The organism is Microbacterium sp. LWH7-1.2, from assembly GCF_038397755.1.
GTDB lineage: Bacteria > Actinomycetota > Actinomycetes > Actinomycetales > Microbacteriaceae > Microbacterium.
This window is the reverse complement of the sequence record NZ_CP151637.1, coordinates 1,872,212-1,891,726: the sequence shown is the minus strand read 5'-3', so window position 1 is coordinate 1,891,726 and position 19,515 is coordinate 1,872,212. Positions and strand designations below refer to the sequence as shown.

General features: G+C 68.8%; 18 protein-coding genes. All 18 read left to right on the top strand.

Annotated features, from left to right (window positions below):
- The first annotated feature begins 15 nt into the window (after window positions 1-15).
- The 18 genes from purN to MRBLWH7_RS08825 all read left to right on the top strand — a co-directional run bounded on the left by purN (window position 16) and on the right by MRBLWH7_RS08825 (window position 19,296).
- Complete coding sequence (gene purN / locus MRBLWH7_RS08910; RefSeq protein ID WP_342001304.1) at window positions 16-618, top strand: phosphoribosylglycinamide formyltransferase; 603 nt, start codon at window positions 16-18, stop codon at window positions 616-618.
- 27 nt (window positions 619-645) lie between these two features.
- On the top strand, window positions 646-2,250 hold the full coding sequence (gene purH / locus MRBLWH7_RS08905; protein ID WP_342001302.1) for a bifunctional phosphoribosylaminoimidazolecarboxamide formyltransferase/IMP cyclohydrolase: 1,605 nt from the start codon (window positions 646-648) through the stop codon (window positions 2,248-2,250).
- 124 nt (window positions 2,251-2,374) lie between these two features.
- A complete protein-coding gene (locus MRBLWH7_RS08900; protein WP_342001984.1) occupies window positions 2,375-3,073 on the top strand; it encodes a hypothetical protein in 699 nt (232 codons plus the stop codon).
- 2 nt (window positions 3,074-3,075) lie between these two features.
- Window positions 3,076-3,813, top strand: a complete 738-nt coding sequence (locus tag MRBLWH7_RS08895) for a hypothetical protein (protein WP_342001300.1) — start codon at window positions 3,076-3,078, stop codon at window positions 3,811-3,813.
- Window positions 3,810-4,487, top strand: coding sequence for a hypothetical protein (locus tag MRBLWH7_RS08890; RefSeq protein WP_342001299.1), 678 nt, complete (start codon window positions 3,810-3,812; stop codon window positions 4,485-4,487). The genes MRBLWH7_RS08895 and MRBLWH7_RS08890 overlap by 4 nt, the downstream gene beginning before the upstream one ends.
- Before the next feature lie 23 nt (window positions 4,488-4,510).
- Entirely contained in the window at window positions 4,511-5,368 is an 858-nt protein-coding gene (locus MRBLWH7_RS08885) for a hypothetical protein (protein WP_342001297.1), read from the top strand.
- A 161-nt stretch (window positions 5,369-5,529) separates the two neighbouring features.
- Window positions 5,530-6,231 carry a hypothetical protein gene (locus MRBLWH7_RS08880; protein ID WP_342001983.1) on the top strand — a complete coding sequence of 234 codons (702 nt, stop codon included), beginning with the start codon at window positions 5,530-5,532 and terminating at the stop codon, window positions 6,229-6,231.
- Window positions 6,232-6,234: 3 nt separating this feature from the next.
- Window positions 6,235-6,873 carry a hypothetical protein gene (locus tag MRBLWH7_RS08875; RefSeq protein WP_342001295.1) on the top strand — a complete coding sequence of 213 codons (639 nt, stop codon included), beginning with the start codon at window positions 6,235-6,237 and terminating at the stop codon, window positions 6,871-6,873.
- A 102-nt stretch (window positions 6,874-6,975) separates the two neighbouring features.
- Window positions 6,976-7,677: a hypothetical protein gene (locus tag MRBLWH7_RS08870; RefSeq protein ID WP_342001293.1), complete on the top strand. Its 702-nt coding sequence runs from the start codon at window positions 6,976-6,978 to the stop codon at window positions 7,675-7,677.
- Entirely contained in the window at window positions 7,677-8,297 is a 621-nt protein-coding gene (locus tag MRBLWH7_RS08865) for a DNA/RNA non-specific endonuclease (protein ID WP_342001291.1), read from the top strand. The genes MRBLWH7_RS08870 and MRBLWH7_RS08865 overlap by 1 nt, the downstream gene beginning before the upstream one ends.
- Window positions 8,298-8,317: 20 nt before the next feature.
- The gene (locus MRBLWH7_RS08860) at window positions 8,318-8,707 is read left to right on the top strand and encodes a hypothetical protein (RefSeq protein WP_342001289.1); all 390 of its coding nucleotides are present in this window, start codon (window positions 8,318-8,320) and stop codon (window positions 8,705-8,707) included.
- Window positions 8,708-8,713: 6 nt separating this feature from the next.
- On the top strand, window positions 8,714-10,072 hold the full coding sequence (locus MRBLWH7_RS08855) for an RDD family protein (RefSeq protein WP_342001287.1): 1,359 nt from the start codon (window positions 8,714-8,716) through the stop codon (window positions 10,070-10,072).
- 55 nt (window positions 10,073-10,127) lie between these two features.
- Window positions 10,128-14,699 carry an FtsK/SpoIIIE domain-containing protein gene (locus tag MRBLWH7_RS08850; protein ID WP_342001285.1) on the top strand — a complete coding sequence of 1,524 codons (4,572 nt, stop codon included), beginning with the start codon at window positions 10,128-10,130 and terminating at the stop codon, window positions 14,697-14,699.
- A 94-nt stretch (window positions 14,700-14,793) separates the two neighbouring features.
- Window positions 14,794-15,087, top strand: coding sequence for a WXG100 family type VII secretion target (locus MRBLWH7_RS08845; RefSeq protein ID WP_342001283.1), 294 nt, complete (start codon window positions 14,794-14,796; stop codon window positions 15,085-15,087).
- A gap of 106 nt (window positions 15,088-15,193) precedes the next feature.
- Window positions 15,194-15,418 carry a hypothetical protein gene (locus MRBLWH7_RS08840; protein WP_342001281.1) on the top strand — a complete coding sequence of 75 codons (225 nt, stop codon included), beginning with the start codon at window positions 15,194-15,196 and terminating at the stop codon, window positions 15,416-15,418.
- 10 nt (window positions 15,419-15,428) lie between these two features.
- Complete coding sequence (locus tag MRBLWH7_RS08835; RefSeq protein ID WP_342001279.1) at window positions 15,429-17,132, top strand: ABC transporter substrate-binding protein; 1,704 nt, start codon at window positions 15,429-15,431, stop codon at window positions 17,130-17,132.
- A 77-nt stretch (window positions 17,133-17,209) separates the two neighbouring features.
- Complete coding sequence (locus MRBLWH7_RS08830; protein WP_342001277.1) at window positions 17,210-18,790, top strand: Ada metal-binding domain-containing protein; 1,581 nt, start codon at window positions 17,210-17,212, stop codon at window positions 18,788-18,790.
- Window positions 18,787-19,296, top strand: a complete 510-nt coding sequence (locus tag MRBLWH7_RS08825; protein WP_342001275.1) for a methylated-DNA--[protein]-cysteine S-methyltransferase — start codon at window positions 18,787-18,789, stop codon at window positions 19,294-19,296. Before MRBLWH7_RS08830 ends, MRBLWH7_RS08825 begins: the two co-directional genes overlap by 4 nt.
- Window positions 19,297-19,515: the final 219 nt, after the last annotated feature.

Genomic DNA, 19,515 nt, shown 5'->3' with positions numbered 1-19,515 from the left:
GATTAGACTAGGCCGGTGCTGACGGTCGCTGTTCTCATCTCGGGCACGGGGTCCAACCTGCGCGCTCTGCTCGACGCGGCGGCCGACCCCGACTTCCCCGCCCGCATCGTCGTCGTCGGCGCCGATCGCGAGGCCGACGGGTTCGGGCACGCCGAGGAGTACGGCATCCCCACGTTCATGGTGCCGTTCACGCAGTTCGCGAGCCGCGAGGAGTGGGGCGCCGAGCTCGGCACCCAGCTGGACGTGTGGCGGCCCGACCTCGTCGTGCTGAGCGGCCTCATGCGCCTGCTGCCGGCGGACCTCGTCGACGCCTGGTCGCCGCGCATCATCAACACCCACCCGGCGTACCTGCCGGAGTTCCCCGGTGCGCACGGGGTGCGCGACGCACTCGCCGCCGACGTGGCACAGACCGGGGCCAGCGTCATCATCGTCGACAACGGGGTCGACTCGGGGCCGATCCTCGCCCAGGAGCGCGTGCCCGTACTCCCCGGCGACGACGAGCACGCCCTGCACGAGCGCATCAAGCCCGTCGAGCGCCGCCTCCTGATCGACGTGGTGCGCCGCGTCGCGACCGGCGACCTCGACCTCGCGGCGGTGTCCGCGAGCGCCCAGCTCTGACCCCCACCCCCACCGAGGAGATCCGCCATGGCCGGACCGAGCCACGACCCCGCCCTGTACCGCCCCCGCGACGTCGTCGCGGTGCGCCGCGCACTCGTCTCGGTGAGCGACAAGACCGACCTGCTGGCGCTCGGCGAGGCGCTGGCCGCCGCCGGTGTCGAGATCGTGTCGACGGGCGGCTCCGCGACGCTCCTGCGTGAGGCCGGCTACACCGTCACCGACGTGTCGAGCGTCACCGGGTTCCCCGAGTCCCTCGACGGGCGCGTCAAGACCCTCCACCCGAGCGTGCACGCGGGACTCCTCGCCGACCTCCGCCTCGAGGACCACGAGCGCCAGCTCGGCGAGCTCGGCATCGCGCCGTTCGAGCTCGTCGTGGTGAACCTGTACCCGTTCGTCGAGACCGTGCGCTCCGGCGCGCAGGGCGACGACGTCGTCGAGCAGATCGACATCGGCGGCCCGGCGATGGTGCGCGCGTCGGCGAAGAACTACGCCAACGTCGCGATCGTCGTCTCGCCGTCGTCGTACCCCGCGGTCATCGAGGCCGTCCGCGCCGGCGGCACGACGCTGGTGCAGCGCCGCGAGCTCGCGGCTCGTGCCTTCGCGCACACCGCCGAGTACGACCGCGCCGTCGCCACCTGGTTCACCGAGGGCACGCTCCTCGAAGAGGATCTGCCGGCGCACCTCACGATCAAGGCCGAGCGCCTCGCGACGCTCCGCTACGGCGAGAACTCGCACCAGCGTGCGGCGATCTACACCCGCAACGGCGGCCACGGCATCGCCCAGGCGATCCAGCTCCAGGGCAAGGAGATGTCGTACAACAACTACGTCGACGCCGACGCGGCCCTGCGCGCCGCCTTCGACATGGTCAAGCCCGCCGTCGCGATCATCAAGCACGCGAACCCCTGCGGCATCGCGGTGACGGCGCCGAACGCGCTCGACCCCATCGCGAGCGCGCACCTGCGCGCCCACGAGTGCGACCCGGTGTCGGCGTACGGCGGAGTGATCGCCGCGAACGGCACCGTGACCCTCAAGATGGCCGAGAACCTCAAGGACATCTTCACCGAGGTCATCGTCGCGCCCTCGTTCGAGCCGGCGGCGCTCGAGGTCTTCAAGGCGAAGAAGAACCTGCGCCTGCTGCAGCTGCCGGCCGACTGGCAGCAGGAGCGCATGGACGTGCGCCTCGTCTCGGGCGGCCTGCTGCTGCAGGACGCCGACCGGTTCCCCGACGACATCGAGTCGGTCGCGAAGGACTGGCAGCTGGTGTCGGGCGAGCGTCCTGCCGACGAGGAGATGACCAACCTCATCTTCGCCTGGAAGGCCTGCCGCGCCGTCAAGTCGAACGCCATCGTCCTCGCCAAGAACTCGGCGACGGTCGGCATCGGCATGGGCCAGGTGAACCGTGTCGACTCGTGCCGCCTCGCGGTCGAGCGGGCCGGTGACCGCGCCGCGGGGTCGGTCGCAGCATCCGACGCCTTCTTCCCCTTCGCGGACGGCCCGCAGATCCTGCTCGACGCCGGCATCTCGGCCATCGTCCAGCCGGGCGGCTCGGTCCGCGACGACGAGGTCATCGCCGCGGCGAGCGAGGCGAACGTCACGATGTTCTTCACCGGTGAGCGCCACTTCTTCCACTGACCGGCGACGTACAGCAGGTCGTCCGCCAGAGCGCGAGCGCAGCCGACGGATGCATGGGTAGTTCTCCCCATCGAGACGCGCTGGCGGGTGCGTCTAGGCTCTCCCTGGAGGTGGGGCCGTGGGCATGATGTTGCCGAATGAGCTGATCTGGGTGATGGAGAAGCTCGGTTTCGAGTGGCCGGATGTCGACGAGGACGAGCTTCGCCGCGGTGCGGGGATCGTCCGGGTCTTCCGCGACGAGCTCGAAGGGAAGCTGCAGGCGATGGACCGGAAGGTCAACGGCGATCTTGCGGCCGCTATGCGCGGACAGGCCGGCCCGGCATACGTCAGCGCGTGGAACACGAACCGATCGCAGAATCTCGACAAGCTGCTGGATCTGCTCGGTCCGGTGCCGACCGGGATGGACATCGCCGCCGATGCGGTGTTCGCGCTGAAGATGAAGGTCATCGTCGATGTGACCGCGACGTTGATCACGCTGGTGGCGATGCTGACGAACCCGATCTCAGCGGTGGGGGCAGGGCCCATGCTGTTGATCAAGAAGAAGCTGCTGAACGCAGCGGTCGACATCGCGATCGAACAGCTGCTGAACCAGCTGCTGCCGATGGCGATCGAGCCGTTGGCGGAGGAACTTCCCGTCGTGATCATGGCGGCGCTGGAATCGCCCGTCGTGGAAGCGGTCGCGGGGGACCCCGATGAGTTCTATGCCGATTTGCAGGCGCTGGAGCAGGCCGAGGGCGAGATGGAGCAGCACGCCGGCGACGTGGAGACGCTCACGGACCGGCTGATGGCCGATCTGTCCAGTTTGAATATCTCGGGGGACTGACGATGGGCAAGGGAATCGGCGACGCGGTCATCCGACCGCTGAAGAACGCTCTGGACGATATGCCGGTGCATGTTCGGCAGCTGTCTGAGATGTTCCGCAAGCATGGGCAGAAGCAGAACCGCAATACGGATGGCGTCACCGACCTCGATGGGACGAATGTGCCCGACGCGTTGCGGGACGGGTGGAGGAGAGACACCGACTGGACGCCGAATGACGTCGTCGATGCGGGATGGGGTGACCGTCCGCAGCCCGGCGAGTACCTGGATGCCGACTACATCGACCAGCACCTCGCCCGGTTCGACGATGGTGCCAGCAGGATCTACTTCTCCGACGCGCTGCACACCTACGGGCCGGGGCAGCGGGACCACGCGACGTTCGCCTTCCCGACGTCGGAATTGCAGAAGATCCTGGACGACACCGGCGGGGACGCGCATGCCGTCGCGGATGCCCTGGGCATCGACGCCAAGTACTTCCACATCGACAATGACCTCAACCTGCCGCTGAAGGACGTCGAGATCCGGCACTTCGCGCCCGAAGAGCTGACCAACCTCCGATTGCCGTCGGGGAACGAATCGGGGGCCAACGAGAACTGGCTACCGGGCGGCTATCTGCCGACGGGTATCCCGGAGGCGGTGATCGATGTTCCGGAGACGGCGACGGGATACGGTCCCAATTTCGACGGTGACTACAACCCGGGCATGTGGCCGGGCACGGCGAACTCTCTCGGGCTGCACCTATGAGCGGTGACGAGGGCCCGCGCCGTGTCTGCACGGCGTTGTCCCGCGACTCGATCCGGACCGGCGCGGTGATCACCTACTGCGACGAGGCGCTTGTGGTTACGGGGGGAGGCATCGTCGAGGCGGCCATGGCGAAGCTGATCGGTTCTGTCCCCACGGCGAGTCGGCGAGACCGGTGGCTGATGCAGCACGTTCCGGTCCTGTCTCGCGGACCCGCATGGATCATCCCGCTGTTCTGGTCACCGCCGGAGTCCGATCTCGGCGAAGAGCATCGTCAGACGCTGGATGACCGTGGCAGCGAGTTGGGGCAGAGCATAATGAGCGCCTGCTGGTACCACCGTGGGGACCCGTCAGCGGTCGAACTTGTCGGCGAGGCGGAGAGTGGGCGCGGCTACACGGCGGAATTGGTCCGCACTGGGGCAAAGAACGCCTCCTGGTGGAGCCTCGGCGACGAAGCGCTCGTGCTCGTGTACTACGGCGAACCGAGCCGGGCACGCAAGACGCGAATGGCGCTGCAAGTGGTGCCGGTGGGCTGGGTCTCGGAGCGTCGCCCCACGCCGCCCAAGAAGATGCCTGCTCTCGACCTCGAGTGGGACTGGGCAGATGCGGTCGCGTTCGCGGAGTCGGATGCTGCCGGTAGCCTGTCAGAGCGGAACGAGGAGGGTTCGGGGTCGTGACGAGCGCGTTCGAGAATGTCGACGTGAGCGTAGTTGCTCGTGTCTACGGTGCCAGTGAGCTCGGAGTTCTTGCGGTCACGGCGCCGGGCCCGGCCCATCCACGCGTCGAGTACGTCGGCGGGGAGCTGTTCGTCGGGCTCGACCACCCCCACGACGCCGCAGTCACACAGGGCGAATCAGAGGGGTGGACGCAGCCCTTCCCTGCCGCGGTGACCGCAGCGGTGTCGTCCGCCGGCGCGCTGCCCGAGGCCGTTGAGGGCCTGACCCTGATCGAGGACGAGGTGGTGGCGGCATCCGTGCTCGTGCAACCGAATCGCGCCGCGACGGCCGCGGTCAAGGGGGCCCCCGTCGTGTTCGCACTCCGTCGCGATCGGCTCGTGATCGTCGGTGCTGACGATGAGGGCGGTGTCGCTCGAGTGCTCGACCTGGCGGAGGAGCTCTACGACGCGGGCGGCCCGCTCGTGAGCGCGCACCCGGTCGTCCTCACGGACGGTGCCTGGGCGCCGTTCCCCTGGCGCGAGCGGTTCCCGTCGCTCGAGATGCGTTTCGAGCGGGTGCTGCGTCTGTTCAGCGTGCGGGCGTACGAAGCGCAGACGGTGGCGCTCCAGCGTCCGGACGTGCACATCGCGGACGCGAAGATCCGGGTGCTCGAGTCCGGCGTCACGACCACGTTCGCGGCATGGCCGAAGGGCACCGCGACCTTGCTGCCGGTCGTGGACAACGTGATCATCGCCGATGACGCGTCGGGCGGAGCGAAGCTGAGCGTCGCGACGCTGAACCAGTTCCTCGAGGCGGCGGGCGACGCCGTCGTCCGTACGGGTCTCTCCCCGGCGCGTTACTTCATTCCCGGCGAGCCCCCGCGCTCGTCCGCGGCATCCTGAGCTTTCCGAAGCTGCCCCGGAGAGTCCTCGGGCACTTTCCGTGCGTCTCGTGAAGTGATCGTGGACGCCGAGGCGCGGCATCCGCCCCATGGGCTGATTTCCCCATCGCCCTGTTCTCGTGTCCGCGGGTAGCGTCGCTGCGGGAGGTGGTCGGCGTGGGAATGATGCTGCCGGATGAGCTCGTCTGGGTGATGGACAAGATGGGCCTCGAATGGCCCGACATCGATGAGGACGAGGTGCGCAAGGCCGCCGTCTACGTGCGCGGCTACCGCGACGACATGGAGGCCCTCGTCCAGGCGGCGGATCGTCGCATCAACGGCGATCTCGCTGCCGTCATGCGCGGTCAGACGGGAACCGCTCATGTGGCCGCCTGGAACCGCAACCGCTCCGAGAACGTGCAGCAGCTGCTGGATGTTCTCGGGCCGGCGGCGACCGGCATCGATATCGCCGCCGACGTCGTACTCGCGCTCAAGATCAAGGTGATCGTCGACGTGACGGTGACCCTGGCCCAGCTGATCCCGCTTCTGGCGGCGGGGCCGTTTGGTGCGGGTGGCGCGGCGGTGCTGATCCTGGCACGCAAGAAGCTGTTCGCGATGGCGATGGAAGCGACCCTCGAGAAGGTCATCGACGAGGTGCTTCCGCTGGCTCTCGAACCGCTGGCGGAGCAGGTTCCCACGCTGGTGATGGCGATGCTGGACGCTCCGGTCGTCGAAGGCGCACTAGGAGACGCGGACGAGGTCTACGCGGATCTCGCCGCGTTGGACGAGGCTGCCTCGCAGATGGACGCGGACGCCGCGGACGTCGAAGACCTCACCGACCGGCTGCTCGCAGACCTTGCCAACCTGCAGATCTCAGGGGAGTGACTCATGTCGTTGAAGAGAACGATTCGCGACATCATCGACGCAGTGGACGGCGCGGGCCACGAGTTCAAGCGGGGGTTTTCGGGGACGTTCCGCAATCGCGGTGGAAAGCACCGGGCGGATGCCGATGCCATCCGTGGGCTCGATCGACGCAACTCCGACCACACGCCCAGGCATCGCGCGGACGGCAAGGGACCCACTTCGCACGCGAAGGAGTACGACATCCGCGACGACGTCCGCCGCGGGCTCGAGACCCTCGGATACGAGGGGCGACACCGCGACGCCGACTATGACGCGGCTCGCGACCTCGGCCGCTCGATCGGGAACGATGTCCGCGCCGTTCCAGGGGATGTGCTCGATGAGATCAAGAACGTGCAGGAGAACCTTCCGAAGCAGCTCGTCGAAGAGCTCTACGAGGATGCGATCGGGCAGGACAGTCCCGACAAGTACGGCGAGAAGAGCCAGGGCGAGATGAGGTTCGTCGCACCCGCCAGTGAGGCCGGAGACCTGAGCGGCCTCAGCGATGCCGAGCTCGAGGCCAGATTCGATCTGGCTCCCGGCTCGCTGGAGGGTGCGAAGGTGGAGATCAAGACGATCCCCGGTTCGCGATTCGTCAGCGTCGAGGTCGTTGTCGAGGGCAGCTGACCTGACGTCGATACGCGCGGCCCGCGTGGATGGGGAGTTCTCCCCATGGCCTGCAGCGGTGTCCGACCATAGGGTCGTGCGTGGAGGTGCGCCGCTGTGGGAATGATGTTGCCGAATGAGCTCGTCTGGATCATGGAGAAGCTCGGGTTCGAGTGGCCCGATATCGATGAGGATGAGGTCCGCAAGGGTGGGACGCTCGTGCGCAACTTCGGGTCTGACCTGGAGGACGTGATCCAAGCGGTCGATCGGCAGATGAACGGCAATGTCGCCGGGGCGATGCGGGGGCAGACGGGACCGGCGACGTTGGGTGCGTGGACGACGAACCGGTCGCAGAATCTGCAGAAGCTCGTCGACATCATGCCGCCGGCGGCGCAGGCGATGGACATCGGTGCGGATGCGATCTTCGCGCTGAAGATGAAGGTCATCGTCGATGTGACGTCGACGATGATCGCTCTGGTGGCGATGCTGACGAACCCGTTCACGGCGGCGGGGGCGGGGCCGATGCTGCTGATCAAGAAGAAGCTCTTGAACGCGGCGGTGGACATCGCGGTGGAGCAGTTGCTGAATCAGCTGCTGCCGATGGTCATCGAACCCATGGCGGATGAGCTCCCCGCGGTGATCGATGCGATCCTGGATGCTCCGATGGTGGAGGGGCAGGTGGGGGACTCGGACGAGTTCTATGCCGATCTGCAGGCGCTGGAGGACGCGCAGTCGTCGATGAAGCTGCACGGGGCGGATATTCAGACGTTGACGTCGACGTTCTTCGCGGAGTTCTCCGCGCTCGACTTCGGAGGGGACGACTGATGAGCAAGGGCGCACGCGAGGTCATGCGGAGGGTCAAGAACGCGGTCGACGATGCGGGCAACGATCTCAACCTCCGGCTCGCACAACTGGCCGACAACATCAGTGAGCACCTCGACACGGTCGTGAAGAAGGTGCGAGACACCGACAACTATGACAACTCCGTGACCACGCGCGGCCGGAACACGAAGACGACGCACTACAACCCCGACAATGGGCGGCCGGCGCAGGAGGAGGGAAGGATCCTCGACGACTTCGGTGGCACGGAACGCGGCGACAACGCCACCGCAGTCGGGCGCCTGGGCAATCCCGGGGACGATGGCGGTCATCTCGGCGCACACCGATTCTTCGGTGACACGCCGGACGAGGGAATCGTGCCGCAGGCGTCCAACCTCAACCGCGGCGCGTGGAAGAAGATGGAGAGCGAGTGGGCCGACTGGGTTGCGGAGGGATGCCGAGTCGACTACCGCATCGAGGTCAACCCGGCGGGCGCGGTTCGACCTGATAGTTTTCAGGTGGCTTACGTCGTCTCGGATCCGGCAACCGGGGAGATCCTCGAGACTCGTTCCCCGAGCTTCGACAACCTCACCGGCCAGACCTTCGACCGCATCCACCGGCGTTGAACAGATCCGAAAGGTACCTCGTGTCAGAAAGCGTGACGGCCGATCTCATCCGGGCACTCGTCGACAACATGGCAGGCCCCGACGCCGACACGGAAGGCTGGCAGTCGCTGGCGATGATCCTCGAGTTCCCGGACGGCGAGTTCAACGAGGCACACGGCTACCTCTACTCGCCCGAGGGGACCATCTCGGCCGTCGCCGCGGATCCCTGGGCGGTCAAGCAGGCAGTGGAAGCGTATACGAGCAGCTACTACAAGCCGGATGAGGCACTGCCGGTGCAGATCCTGGTGCAGCTGGACCGCACGACCGGAAAGTACAACGTGACGTTCGAGGACACCGATGCGACTCGCTGGAAGATGACGCCGCGCAACCGCAGGGAGTTCCGCGAAGGACTGCGCCCGAAGTTCGACTGACCATTGATGATCTGGGAGATCGAAGAGCAGGAGCGTGTCGTCGAGGGGGTCGACTCCGCCGGGCGTCCCGATCCCGCCTACGCCGCAGCCCTCGGCCTCATCCGCGCACCCTTCGGCCGCCGGACCCTGGCGCTGGCCTGCGACGCAGCGATCTGGCTGATCCTGCAGCTGCCGCTCTGGCTCGGCGCCGTCCCGCTGCTGCTCAAACTCGTGACGGGCTCGGTCTCGCCCTATGGGTTCCTCAACCACCCCGGGTTCGTGCTCAGCGTGATCCTGGCGTCGATCACAGTCTTCCTGTCGCTCGTGTTCCTCGTCGTCCAGCTGGTGCTGAACGGTCGCAGGGGTGTGACGGTCGGCAAGGCGATGGCGGGCCTGCGCAGTGTGAATGTGCGCACGCTGGAGCGCCCCGGTATCGGCGCCGTGCTGCTGCGCTTTCTCATCGTCGCGGCCGCCGGGATCGTGCCCGTCGCGGGCCCCGCGGTGGTCCTGGCGTCGCCGACGTTCGATGCCGGCGGCCGCGGTCGCGGATGGCATGACAAGGCCACCGGGGTGTGGCTCGTCGACGTGCGCAACGGGCTGAACCCCTACGACGAGAAGCGCATGCGCATCGCGCGCAAGAAGGTCAAGATCGAGCCGCTTCCCGAGCGTTCGGAGCTGCCCTCCCTCGCCACGCCGAGGGATCCGGGCGCACAGCCGGAGTATCGTCCCGGAAGTCGCATCAGCGCCGGTGTCCTCGGTGTCGCAAGACCGCCCGAGGAACCTGCTCTCGCCGAGCCGGCTCCCGCTACGCTGGCACCGCCGCAGGCGCCGCAGCCGCAGCTGCCGCAGCTGATCGCACCGAACCCGGCGGTGCAGAATCTCGGTGGCGTCCAAGCCGGTTCGGCATCGTTGCCGCAGCCGCAGCCGCAGCCGCAGCCGCAGCCGCAGCCGCCGTCCCCTTGGCAGCCGCCGCCCCTGATGCCGAACGCGGCCGCGGTGCCGCCACCGCCCGAGCCGCAGTCGCTCGCACCGAATCCTGCGCCGCAGCCGGCGCCGAGCGCTGCGCGCTTCGAGTTGCGCCTGGACACGGGTGACAGCATCCTCGTGTCGGAACCGATCCTGCTGGGCCGCAACCCCGACTCGGCCGATCACTCCGGGGCGCGGCCGGTCGCCGTCGCAGACGAGAGTCGGTCGCTCTCGAAGACCCACGTGCTCGTCCGGCCCGTCGACGGGGGACTGGAGATCGTCGACTGGCATTCGACGAACGGGTCAGGGCTGATCAGCGAAGGTGTGGAGCGCGCACTCTCGCCGGGTGTGCCGGTCAGGGCGGTCGGGGGCGACAGGATCCGGCTCGGCAACCGCGTTGCGGACGTGATCCGCGTATGACTCGCTGTGCACTGACGACCCGAGCCGTGCGGCGCCGCCGCATCGGAGGAGAGCTATGAGACTGAAGCTGACCCTGCATCGTCACGCGAGCGACCCCGTCGACATCGTGATCACGACAGACTCCACAGCCACGGTCGCTGACGTGGCGCGCCACGTCGCCGAAGCCGATCCGGCCCGGTCCATCGCCTTCGCTCCGGGCGACGTGCTCACTCTGGCGGTGGCACCGCCGACGGGCAAGCGGATGATCTCGCTCCAGCCCCACGTCCCGATCGGCGAAGCGCCGATCGGGTCGGGGTTCGCCGCGTCGATCATCAACTACGGTCCCGGGTACACCGCAGCCGAACAGCGCGAGATCGTGGGAACCCTGCGCGCAGTCGCCGGGCCGCTGGCCGGCCAGGAGTTCCCCATCGCCGCCGGGCACGTCTCGCTCGGACGGGATGCGGGAAACGACATCGTCCTCGTCGACCCGATGGTCTCCAAGCATCACGCACGGCTCGAGGTCGGCACCCACGTCGAGGTCGTCGACCTCAATTCGGCGAACGGCGTGCTGGTGGACGGGATTCAGCTGCAGCGCGTTCGGGTCGAAGACGGCGGGCCGTTCGTCATCGGCGGCACCACTCTCGTCCTCGTCCTTGCCCGATCGTTCGACGGCTCCGCTGATGAGGAGCCGATCATCGAACGCGGTGGCGGGCTGCTGTTCAATCGCAGCCCCCGGGTCGAGGTGCGGTACCCGGGCACCAAGTTCAAGGCGCCTCGCATCCCCACGGAGAAGATCGGCAAGATCTTCCCGTGGGCGATCATGGTCGCTCCCGTGCTGATGGGCGCCGCGCTGTTCGCGATGAACGGCAATCCGCGATCGCTCCTCTTGATCGTGATGACACCGATGATGGCGTTGATGAACCTCGTCAACCAGTCGGTGCAGAGCAAGAAGAGCGAGGGGCACGAGTTCTTCCTGTTCGAGCGCCAGTACGAGCAGCTCGAGGAGGATCTCTTCCGGGCCAAGCCCGAGGAGCAGACGGCGCGCAACATCGAGGCACCGCCGGTCGCGGAGGTCTTCGATCAGGCGATGCGGCTCGGCCCGATGCTGTGGACGAGGCGCCCCGAGCATTGGAACTACCTCGGCCTGCGGCTGGGCAGCTGCCGGCTTCCGGCGCGGAACGCGATCGAGTCGGCGGAGACGCCCGAAGGACTGCCGGAGTTCATCGAGCGCATCGACCGGCTCCGCGAGCGCTACGAATTCGTGGATGACGTGCCCGTGTTCGAGATGCTGTCCGCGGCGGGATCGATCGGGATCGCCGGACCCCGCGCACTCGTCGCCGACACGATGCGCGGTGTCGCGGTCCAGCTGTTCGGGCTTCACGCCCCCAACGACGTCGTCGCCGTCGCCTTCGCCGACTCCGCCTGGACGCCAGAGCTGGAGTGGCTCAAGTGGATGCCGCACACGTCGAGCGAGCGCAGCCCGTTCCGTGATCGACCCCTCGCCGATTCAGCGCCTACGAGCGCCGCGCTGCTGAGCTCACTCGAGGAGTTCGTCAGCCGCGCTGTCGCAAGTTCCGGCAAGCCCGAGCCGCGGGGACCGTTCAAAGAGGACTGGAGTCCGCTGCTGTTCGGCACCGATGTCGCTCGTGCGGCGAGCGAGGGCTCGCGTACGCCCCCGGTGTCGATCATCGTCTTCGTGACCGGCGACGCGCCTGTCGACCGGGGCCGGCTCATCGACGTGCTGGAACGTGGCGCTGATCACGGCGTGCACGCGGTGTTCGTCTCGCCCACGGTCGAATCACTGCCCGCCGTCTGCCGCAGTTACATCGAGCTCACGAGCGCTCTCGACGATGCGCGCGTAGGTCTCGTCCGCAACGGAGAGGCGTTCGAGCACGTCCGGGTGGAAGGAGTGTCGAACGCGTACATGGAGATGTTCGCGAGGCGTCTGGCCCCGGTCGTCGACGTGAGCACCGTGGTGCACGACGCCTCCGACATCCCGAGCTCGGTCATGTTCCTGCAGCTGATCGACCCGGCGATCGCCGAGGATCCGAACGTCGCGATCGAGCGATGGCGGCAGAACACCACGATCATCGATCGCTCAACGGCCCCGCGGCCCAGGCTGAAGAAGGCGGGCACGCTCCGCGCGATCATCGGCCAGGGAGCGAGCGATGCGATGGCGCTCGATCTGCGCACTCAGGGTCCGCACGCACTCGTGGGCGGCACGACCGGTGCCGGAAAGTCCGAGTTCCTGCAGGCCTGGGTTCTCGGTATGGCCGCGGCGCATAGCCCGGATCGGGTCACATTCCTCTTCGTCGACTACAAGGGCGGATCAGCGTTCGCCGACTGCGTCGATCTGCCGCACTGCGTGGGCCTCGTCACTGATCTGAGCCCGCACCTGGTGAGCCGCGCGCTGACGAGCCTGCGCGCCGAGCTGCAGCATCGTGAGCACCTGCTCAACCGCAAGAAGGCCAAGGACCTGCTGGAGCTGGAGAAGCGTCAGGACCCGGAATGCCCGCCGGCGCTGGTGCTGGTGATCGACGAGTTCGCGGCGCTGGCCTCGGAGATGCCGGAGTTCGTGGACGGCGTCGTCGACATCGCCCAGCGGGGTCGGTCGCTCGGCATCCATCTCATCATGGCGACGCAGCGACCTGCGGGCGTCATCAAGGACAACCTGCGGGCGAACACCAACCTGCGCATCGCGCTGCGTATGGCCGACGAATCCGACTCCCGCGACGTCGTCGACGACGAGATCGCGGCGAGCTTCCCCCCGAGCATCCCCGGCCGCGCCATCGCCAAGACCGGGCCGGGGCGTCTGGTGCCGTTCCAGTCCGCCTATACGGGCGGCTGGACTACCGACGACGAAGCCGCCGTCGCAGAGGTCCGGGTCGCCGAACTGCGCTTCGGCGCCACCCGGGAATGGGAGGCCGACCGTCCGGCCGAGTCGGACGCGCACGAGCACGACCTCGGCCCGAACGACCAGAGACGCATCGTGTCGACCCTCGTCCGCGCGAGCGACCTCGCCGGGCTTCCGCGTCCGCGCCGGCCGTGGCTCGATGACCTGTCCCCGCTCGTGGATCTGCAGAACCTGCCGAACGACGGCGACACCCGCATCCCGATCGCGATGGTGGACGTCCCCGAGTGGCAGCTGCAGGAGTCGGCGGCATTCGTTCCCGACCGCGATGGCTCACTCGTGATCTACGGCACCTCCGGCTCCGGCAAGTCGACGCTGCTCAAGACGATCGCGACTGCCGCCGGCATGCGGCCCGATCGCGGTCGCGTACAGGTGTACTGCCTCGACTTCGCGTCCGGCGCGCTGGGAGCCTTGGCCGCCCTTCCGCATGTCGGGTCGGTCGTCGACGGCTCCGACGTCGAGCGCATCCAGCGGCTTCTTCGCACACTCGATCAGGAGATGGACCGCCGGGCCGCCGCGTTCTCGGCCGCCAGCGCGGCATCGGTGCAGGAATACCGGGAACTCGTGGATCCGTCGATGCCGCGCATCGTGCTGCTGATCGACAACTACCCGGAATTCAAGAAGGACTGGGAGGTCGCTCCGGGCCGCGGACCGTTCTATCGGACCTTCATGCGCATCGTGGGCGAGGGGCGCACCCTTGGCCTGCACGCCGTGATCACCGCCGACCGCGGCAACGCGGTGCCCAGCGCTGTCGCGGCGAACATCTCGCGGCGGGTGGTGCTGCGCATGGGCGATCAGAGCCAGTACATGCTGCTGGGCGCGCCTCGCGACATCCTCGACGAGCAGTCCGTCCCCGGACGGGCTGTCATCGACGGGCATGAGGCGCAGATCGCCGTGCTCGGCGGTACGCCGAACGCTGTCGAGCAGACCAAGGCGCTCGCTGCACTGGGCGATCGACTGCGATCGCTCGGCGTGCGCGACCTGCCTGAGATCGGCGCGCTGCCCACGATGATCCCGGCGACCGGGATGCCGGCGCACGTCGAGGGGATGCCGGTCTTCGGCGTCGCAGATGACACCCTGTCGCCGCGCGGATTCGAGCCGATCGGATCGTTCGTGATCTCGGGGCCGCCCGCGTCCGGCCGGACGAACACGCTGAAGGCGCTCGTCGTGGCCATGGAGCGCTTCGACCCGGGCGTGCGGCTGTACCACTTCGGCAGCCGCCGAGCCGACCTGAAGGACTTCCGGCCGTGGGTGCGCAGTGCGACGCGACCCGAGGACGAAGCGGAACTGGCTGCCGAGCTGACCGGGCTGGTGGTCAGCGACGCTCCGGGCGAGCGGATCATGATCGTCATCGAGGACATGCCGCACCTGGCCGATGGTCCCGCCGACCGCCCGATGCGAACGCTGCTGCAGGCGATGAACAACAGCGAGCACCTGCTGGTCGGCGAGGCCGAGATCAGTCGCGCCAGCGGCAGCATCGGCGTGCTCGGCGAGTGGAAGTCTGGCCGTCAGGGGATCGTGCTCAAGCCCGACACGTACGACGGCGAGGCGATCTTCAAGAACCCGTTCGGACGCGTCAAGCGCTCGGACTTCCCTGTCGGACGCGGCATCTTCGTGCAGGCCGGGCGCGCGGTCACGATGCAGGTGCCGTTCGTCACCGAGCCCGCCAACGGCCAGGCGGCGCCGGCTGCCGGGGCGACGCGCGCGATGACGAAGCGCGCAGCGGCACATGGGTAGTTCTCCCCATGGGCGCGATTGTGAACCTTCGCTAGCCTCGTGGTGGTGAGGGTCAGAAGGGCTCGAACAGGACGAACGCTGGGAGGCGGGTTTCATGGCCGGACATGACTTCGGTGCAACATACAGCGAGATGGAGAGTTCGGCGCAGCGGCTGCGCGACGGACGTCAGACCGTCACGGACACGCTGAAGGAACTGCAGGGCATCATCGACGACCTTGTGCAGGACGGTTTCAAGACCGAGAACGCGTCGGATGCCTTCGCCACCGCGTACTCCGAGCTGACGACGTCGCTCGACGACGCAGCCGAGGCCGTCAACGACATGGCAGACGCACTCGACCGCATGGCCGACAAGATCCGCGACACGGATGCGGAGCTCGCCGGCGGCTGAGCCGACACATCGCCAGAGGTCGTGGCGCGATCGGACGATCGCCCCACGACCTCTGCCGTGTGCACCCGCCGGATAGGATCACAGACATGAACGGAGCGCTGAGTCGATGAGGGCATCACAGAGCTACTGGTACAACCTCACGACGCAGTCGGTGCAGCGCGCCGACGAGCGTCCGTCGGAAGACACGATCGGCCCGTTCGCCTCAGCCGAGGAGGCCGAGGAGTCGCCCGCAGTGCTGCTGGAGTACGCGCGTGCCTGGCTCGAGAGTGAAGAGAGCGAAGGATTCCGCGAACTCGCCGCCGAGAGCGACGACGGCGCCGACCTCGTGTGAGGGCGACCAGATGAGGTCTCACCGCCGTGCGGCGGCCGTCGGTGTCGTGCTGCTGCTCGGAGGGCTGACCGCGTGCGCCCAGGAGCTGCCCGCCACCGTCGTACCCGACACGAAGGTCACGGTCGGGTGGTCCGGGGAGCTCACCTCGATGAACGCCCTCGCCGCACCGACGCCCGGGAACCTCGACATCGCAGCGGCGACCAGAAGCGGCTTCGGCGACACCGTGGACGGCACCTTCGTGCCCGACGAGAGCTTCGGGCGGGTGACGATCGTGAGCGACGACCCCTTCACGGTGCGGTACGACCTCGCAGAGCCGGCCTGGTCGGACGGCATCCCGCTCGACGCCGCTGACCTCATGCTCGGCTGGGCGGCCACAGCCGGCTACTTCGCTGAGGACGAGAGCGCCGATGCAGGCGCTGCAGAACCGGACGACGTGCCGGTGGTCTCGACGGTGGATGAGTTCGCCCGGGCCATCGAGGTGACATTTCCACACCCGACGATCACCTGGCAGCGCGCGGTCACGGTTCCCGTGCCCGCGCATGTCGTCGGCAAGCGCGCACTCGGTCTGGATGACGCGATGGAGGCCAAGCAGGCAGTCATCCGGGCCATCCATGAGGAGGATGCCTCGGCGCTCGCGGCGATCGCCGCGGTGTGGCACACGGCGTTCGATGTCACGGAGAAGACCGATGTTCCCGCCGACCTGCTGGTCTCCAGCGGCCCGTTCGAGGTCGAAGGGAGCACCCGCTCCGCGGACGGCCAGAGCGTGACGCTTGTGCCCAACCCCTCGTACCGTGGAGCTGTCAGCCCGCAGGTCGCTCGAATCGACCTCGTGCCGCCCGGGGACGATCCGGTGACGGCGATCGGTGACCTGGTGGATGTGGTGCGGGTGGCCCCGAACTCCGCGAACCGTGCTGCTATCCGGGAGCTCGAGCGGCGAGACTTCACCGTGCAGACGACGCACGATGGCGGAGTCTGGGCGGTCCTGCTCGATCCTGCGGGCGTCTTCGCGCAGCCTGCCGCGCGCACCGCCTTCCTTCGCATGGTGCCCGCCAGGGAGTTGGTGGAGGCCGCCGCCGGCGAATGGTCGTCGGCGTATGCGGCGACGGCCTCGATGGTGTCGGCGCCCGGTTCTCCGGCGTACGAGGTCGTGACCGAGGACTCCGGGTTCGCGACATCCCTCGGCGCGCCGAGCGAGGACCCGCCGTCGGAGCGCGAGGCCGCCGGTGTCGCCCCAGGCACGCCGGTGTGCGTGCTCTACGACCGCGGCAACGAGTTCGCCGTCGGCGCGTTCACCGCGCTGCGCAGCGCTGCCGGCCCCGCGGGATGGAACGTCGCCGATTGCGGCAGTGACGACGTCGGCGCGGCGATCGGGCAGCGAGGGTGGGATGCCGCGATCATGCGCCTACCGATCCCGCAGACGCCGGCCGAGATCGTTGCGCAGTGGGGCAGCGGGGGCGAGGCATCCCTCATGCCGCAGATCGACGCGAACCGCGATGCGCTGATCGCTCAGCTCGCTCAGACCGTCGACGTCTACGAGGCGAGAGAGGTGCTCGCCCAGATCGAGGCCACGATCGTGCAAGCCGCTGTCGCGCGGCCTCTCGCCGTCAGCCCCCAGGTGACGATCATCGACCGGAACGTGGCAGGAGTGACCGCGCGCAGCGGTCCGGTGGCGCCGGTGATGTACGGTGTCGCGCAGTGGACGGCGGTGCCGTGAGCGTGGTCGGTCGCTGACGCGACAGTCGTGTCCGATTTCCGCGAGCCGATGTCGGGGGAGCGTGTCAGGCTAGGGGCATGAGCCTGGCCATGACGTTCGAGGAGCGCTACCGCGCGATCGACTCGCGCGACGCCCGCTTCGACGGCCAATTCGTCACCGCGGTGCGCTCCACCGGGATCTACTGCCGTCCGAGCTGCCCGGCGCGCACGCCGAAGGCGTCGAACGTCACCTTCTACCCGACGAGCGCCGCCGCGCACGAGGCGGGCTACCGCGCGTGCAAGAGGTGCCTCCCCGAGGCGGCGCCCGGCTCGCCGCAGTGGAACCTGCGTGGCGACACCGCAGGACGCGCCATGCGGCTCATCGCCGACGGCGTCGTCGAGCGCGAGGGCGTCCCCGGCCTCGCACAGCGTCTCGGCTACTCGCCGCGCCACCTGACCCGGCTGCTCACCGCCGAGCTCGGCGCCGGTCCGCTGGCCCTCAGCCGCGCACACCGCGCGCAGACCGCCCGGATGCTCCTCGTCGGCACCGATCTTCCGGCCGCCGACGTCGCGTTCTCGAGCGGGTTCGCGAGCGTGCGCCAATTCAACGACACCATCCGTGAGGTCTTCGGGATGCCGCCGCTCGAACTGCGCGCGCGGCGTCGCGTCTCGCGCCACGAAGGGTCGGGTGCGCGCGCGCCCGGGGTCACGATCGACCTCGCGCTCCCGCACCGCGGCGCGCTGGATGCACCAGGGCTCTTCTCATGGATGGCGGCCCGCGCCGTCTCGGGCGCCGAGGCGGCGACCGCCTCCACCTTCGCCCGCACGATCCGCCTTCCGCACGGCCCCGCCTGGTTCGAGCTGCGCCTCGACGACCTGGGGCGCGTGCGGCTGCGGGCCGCGCTCACGAATCTCGCCGACCTGTCGACGCTCGTCACCCGGGCGCGCCGCCTCTTCGACCTCGACGCCGACCCGGACGCAGTCGACGACTCGCTGGCGCGGCATCCGGAGCTCGCTCCTCTCGTGGCTGCGCTGCCGGGCATCCGGGTTCCGGGTGCCGCCGATCCGCACGAGATGCTGATCCGGGCGATGGTCGGGCAGCAGATCACCGTGGTCGCGGCTCGCACCGCGCTGACGGGGCTCACCGCCGCGCTCGGCGAGGAGGTGCCGGCATTCGCGGGGATGCTTTCGCTCGGCGACGGCCCCGACGAGAACCCCGCTCCTGCCCGTCTGTTCCCGACGATGGCCGTGATCGCCGAGCGCGGCCACGAGGCGCTCCGCGGTCCGGCCGCGCGCATCCGCGCCATCACCGGAGCCGCCGCGGCTCTCGCCGAGGGCTCGCTCGTCCTCACTGCCGGCGACGACGCCGTCGAGCAGCGCGCCGCGCTCCTCGCGATGCCCGGCATCGGACCCTGGACCGCCGACTACGTGCGCATGCGGGTGCTCGCCGACCCCGACGTCTTCCTCCCAGGTGATGTCGCCGTGCGGGCGGGCGCCGTGGCAGCGGGGCTCCCCGCAGAGGCCCGCCCGCTCGACTCCTGGGCCGCCCGCACCGCCCCCTGGCGCAGCTACCTCACCGCCCACCTGTGGCGCGCCGTCCCGCCCAAGCCCGCCGCACCGCGCCGGGTCGCGGCATCCGTCACCTCCCCATCGCTCATCACCACCGGAGGCATGTCATGACCACCGCCACCATCCAGACCCTCGACACCCCCGACGGCGCGTTCACGATCCTCGCCGACGACGACGGACGCGTGCTCGCCTCAGGGTGGACCCCCGACGCCGACGCGATCCTCGCGCGCCTCGCGGAGCGCGTCCGTCCGTCATCCGTCGAGAAGGGCGAGACGGATGCCGCCGCCGCCGTCGCCGCCTACTACGGCGGAGACCTTGCCGCGATCGACCAGGTCGCGGTGTCGCAGCACGGCACCGCGATGCAGCTCGTCGGGTGGGCTGCGCTGCGGCGCATCACCCCGGGACGCCCGCTCACGTACAGCGAGTTCGCCGTCGAGCTCGGGTCTCCGAGCGCGGTGCGGGCCGCAGCATCCATCTGCGCCCGAAACGCGCCCGCGCTGTTCGTGCCGTGCCATCGGGTGCTGCGCACGGACGGCACGCTGGGCGGGTTCGCCTGGGGGCTTCCCGTCAAGCAGCGCCTGCTCGAGCGCGAAGCGGCGGTGCCCGCGCTGATCTGAACCACTCGCCTCAACCGCTTTCCGGGGGACCGGAAAGCGGTTGTTGCGTTCAGGCAACACTCAGGTATACGCTGGAGGGCTGTCGCGCCGCTGGGTCACCGAGCGGCGTGCACAGCCCTATTCCGCTCAGCCCAAGGAGGACGAAATGTATCAGGCCGCCATCGCCGCGAAGACCGCATTCGTCCTTCGTCTCGCGGGACGCCGCACCATCTCCTGGCT

Coding starts and splice junctions, on each gene's coding strand:
- purH (WP_342001302.1), top strand. CDS start 646: ATGGCCGGACCGAGCCACGACCCCGCCCTGTACCGCCCCCGCGACGTC.
- MRBLWH7_RS08900 (WP_342001984.1), top strand. CDS start 2,375: ATGATGTTGCCGAATGAGCTGATCTGGGTGATGGAGAAGCTCGGTTTC.
- MRBLWH7_RS08895 (WP_342001300.1), top strand. CDS start 3,076: ATGGGCAAGGGAATCGGCGACGCGGTCATCCGACCGCTGAAGAACGCT.
- MRBLWH7_RS08890 (WP_342001299.1), top strand. CDS start 3,810: ATGAGCGGTGACGAGGGCCCGCGCCGTGTCTGCACGGCGTTGTCCCGC.
- MRBLWH7_RS08880 (WP_342001983.1), top strand. CDS start 5,530: ATGATGCTGCCGGATGAGCTCGTCTGGGTGATGGACAAGATGGGCCTC.
- MRBLWH7_RS08875 (WP_342001295.1), top strand. CDS start 6,235: ATGTCGTTGAAGAGAACGATTCGCGACATCATCGACGCAGTGGACGGC.
- MRBLWH7_RS08870 (WP_342001293.1), top strand. CDS start 6,976: ATGATGTTGCCGAATGAGCTCGTCTGGATCATGGAGAAGCTCGGGTTC.
- MRBLWH7_RS08865 (WP_342001291.1), top strand. CDS start 7,677: ATGAGCAAGGGCGCACGCGAGGTCATGCGGAGGGTCAAGAACGCGGTC.
- MRBLWH7_RS08855 (WP_342001287.1), top strand. CDS start 8,714: ATGATCTGGGAGATCGAAGAGCAGGAGCGTGTCGTCGAGGGGGTCGAC.
- MRBLWH7_RS08850 (WP_342001285.1), top strand. CDS start 10,128: ATGAGACTGAAGCTGACCCTGCATCGTCACGCGAGCGACCCCGTCGAC.
- MRBLWH7_RS08845 (WP_342001283.1), top strand. CDS start 14,794: ATGGCCGGACATGACTTCGGTGCAACATACAGCGAGATGGAGAGTTCG.
- MRBLWH7_RS08840 (WP_342001281.1), top strand. CDS start 15,194: ATGAGGGCATCACAGAGCTACTGGTACAACCTCACGACGCAGTCGGTG.
- MRBLWH7_RS08835 (WP_342001279.1), top strand. CDS start 15,429: ATGAGGTCTCACCGCCGTGCGGCGGCCGTCGGTGTCGTGCTGCTGCTC.
- MRBLWH7_RS08830 (WP_342001277.1), top strand. CDS start 17,210: ATGAGCCTGGCCATGACGTTCGAGGAGCGCTACCGCGCGATCGACTCG.
- MRBLWH7_RS08825 (WP_342001275.1), top strand. CDS start 18,787: ATGACCACCGCCACCATCCAGACCCTCGACACCCCCGACGGCGCGTTC.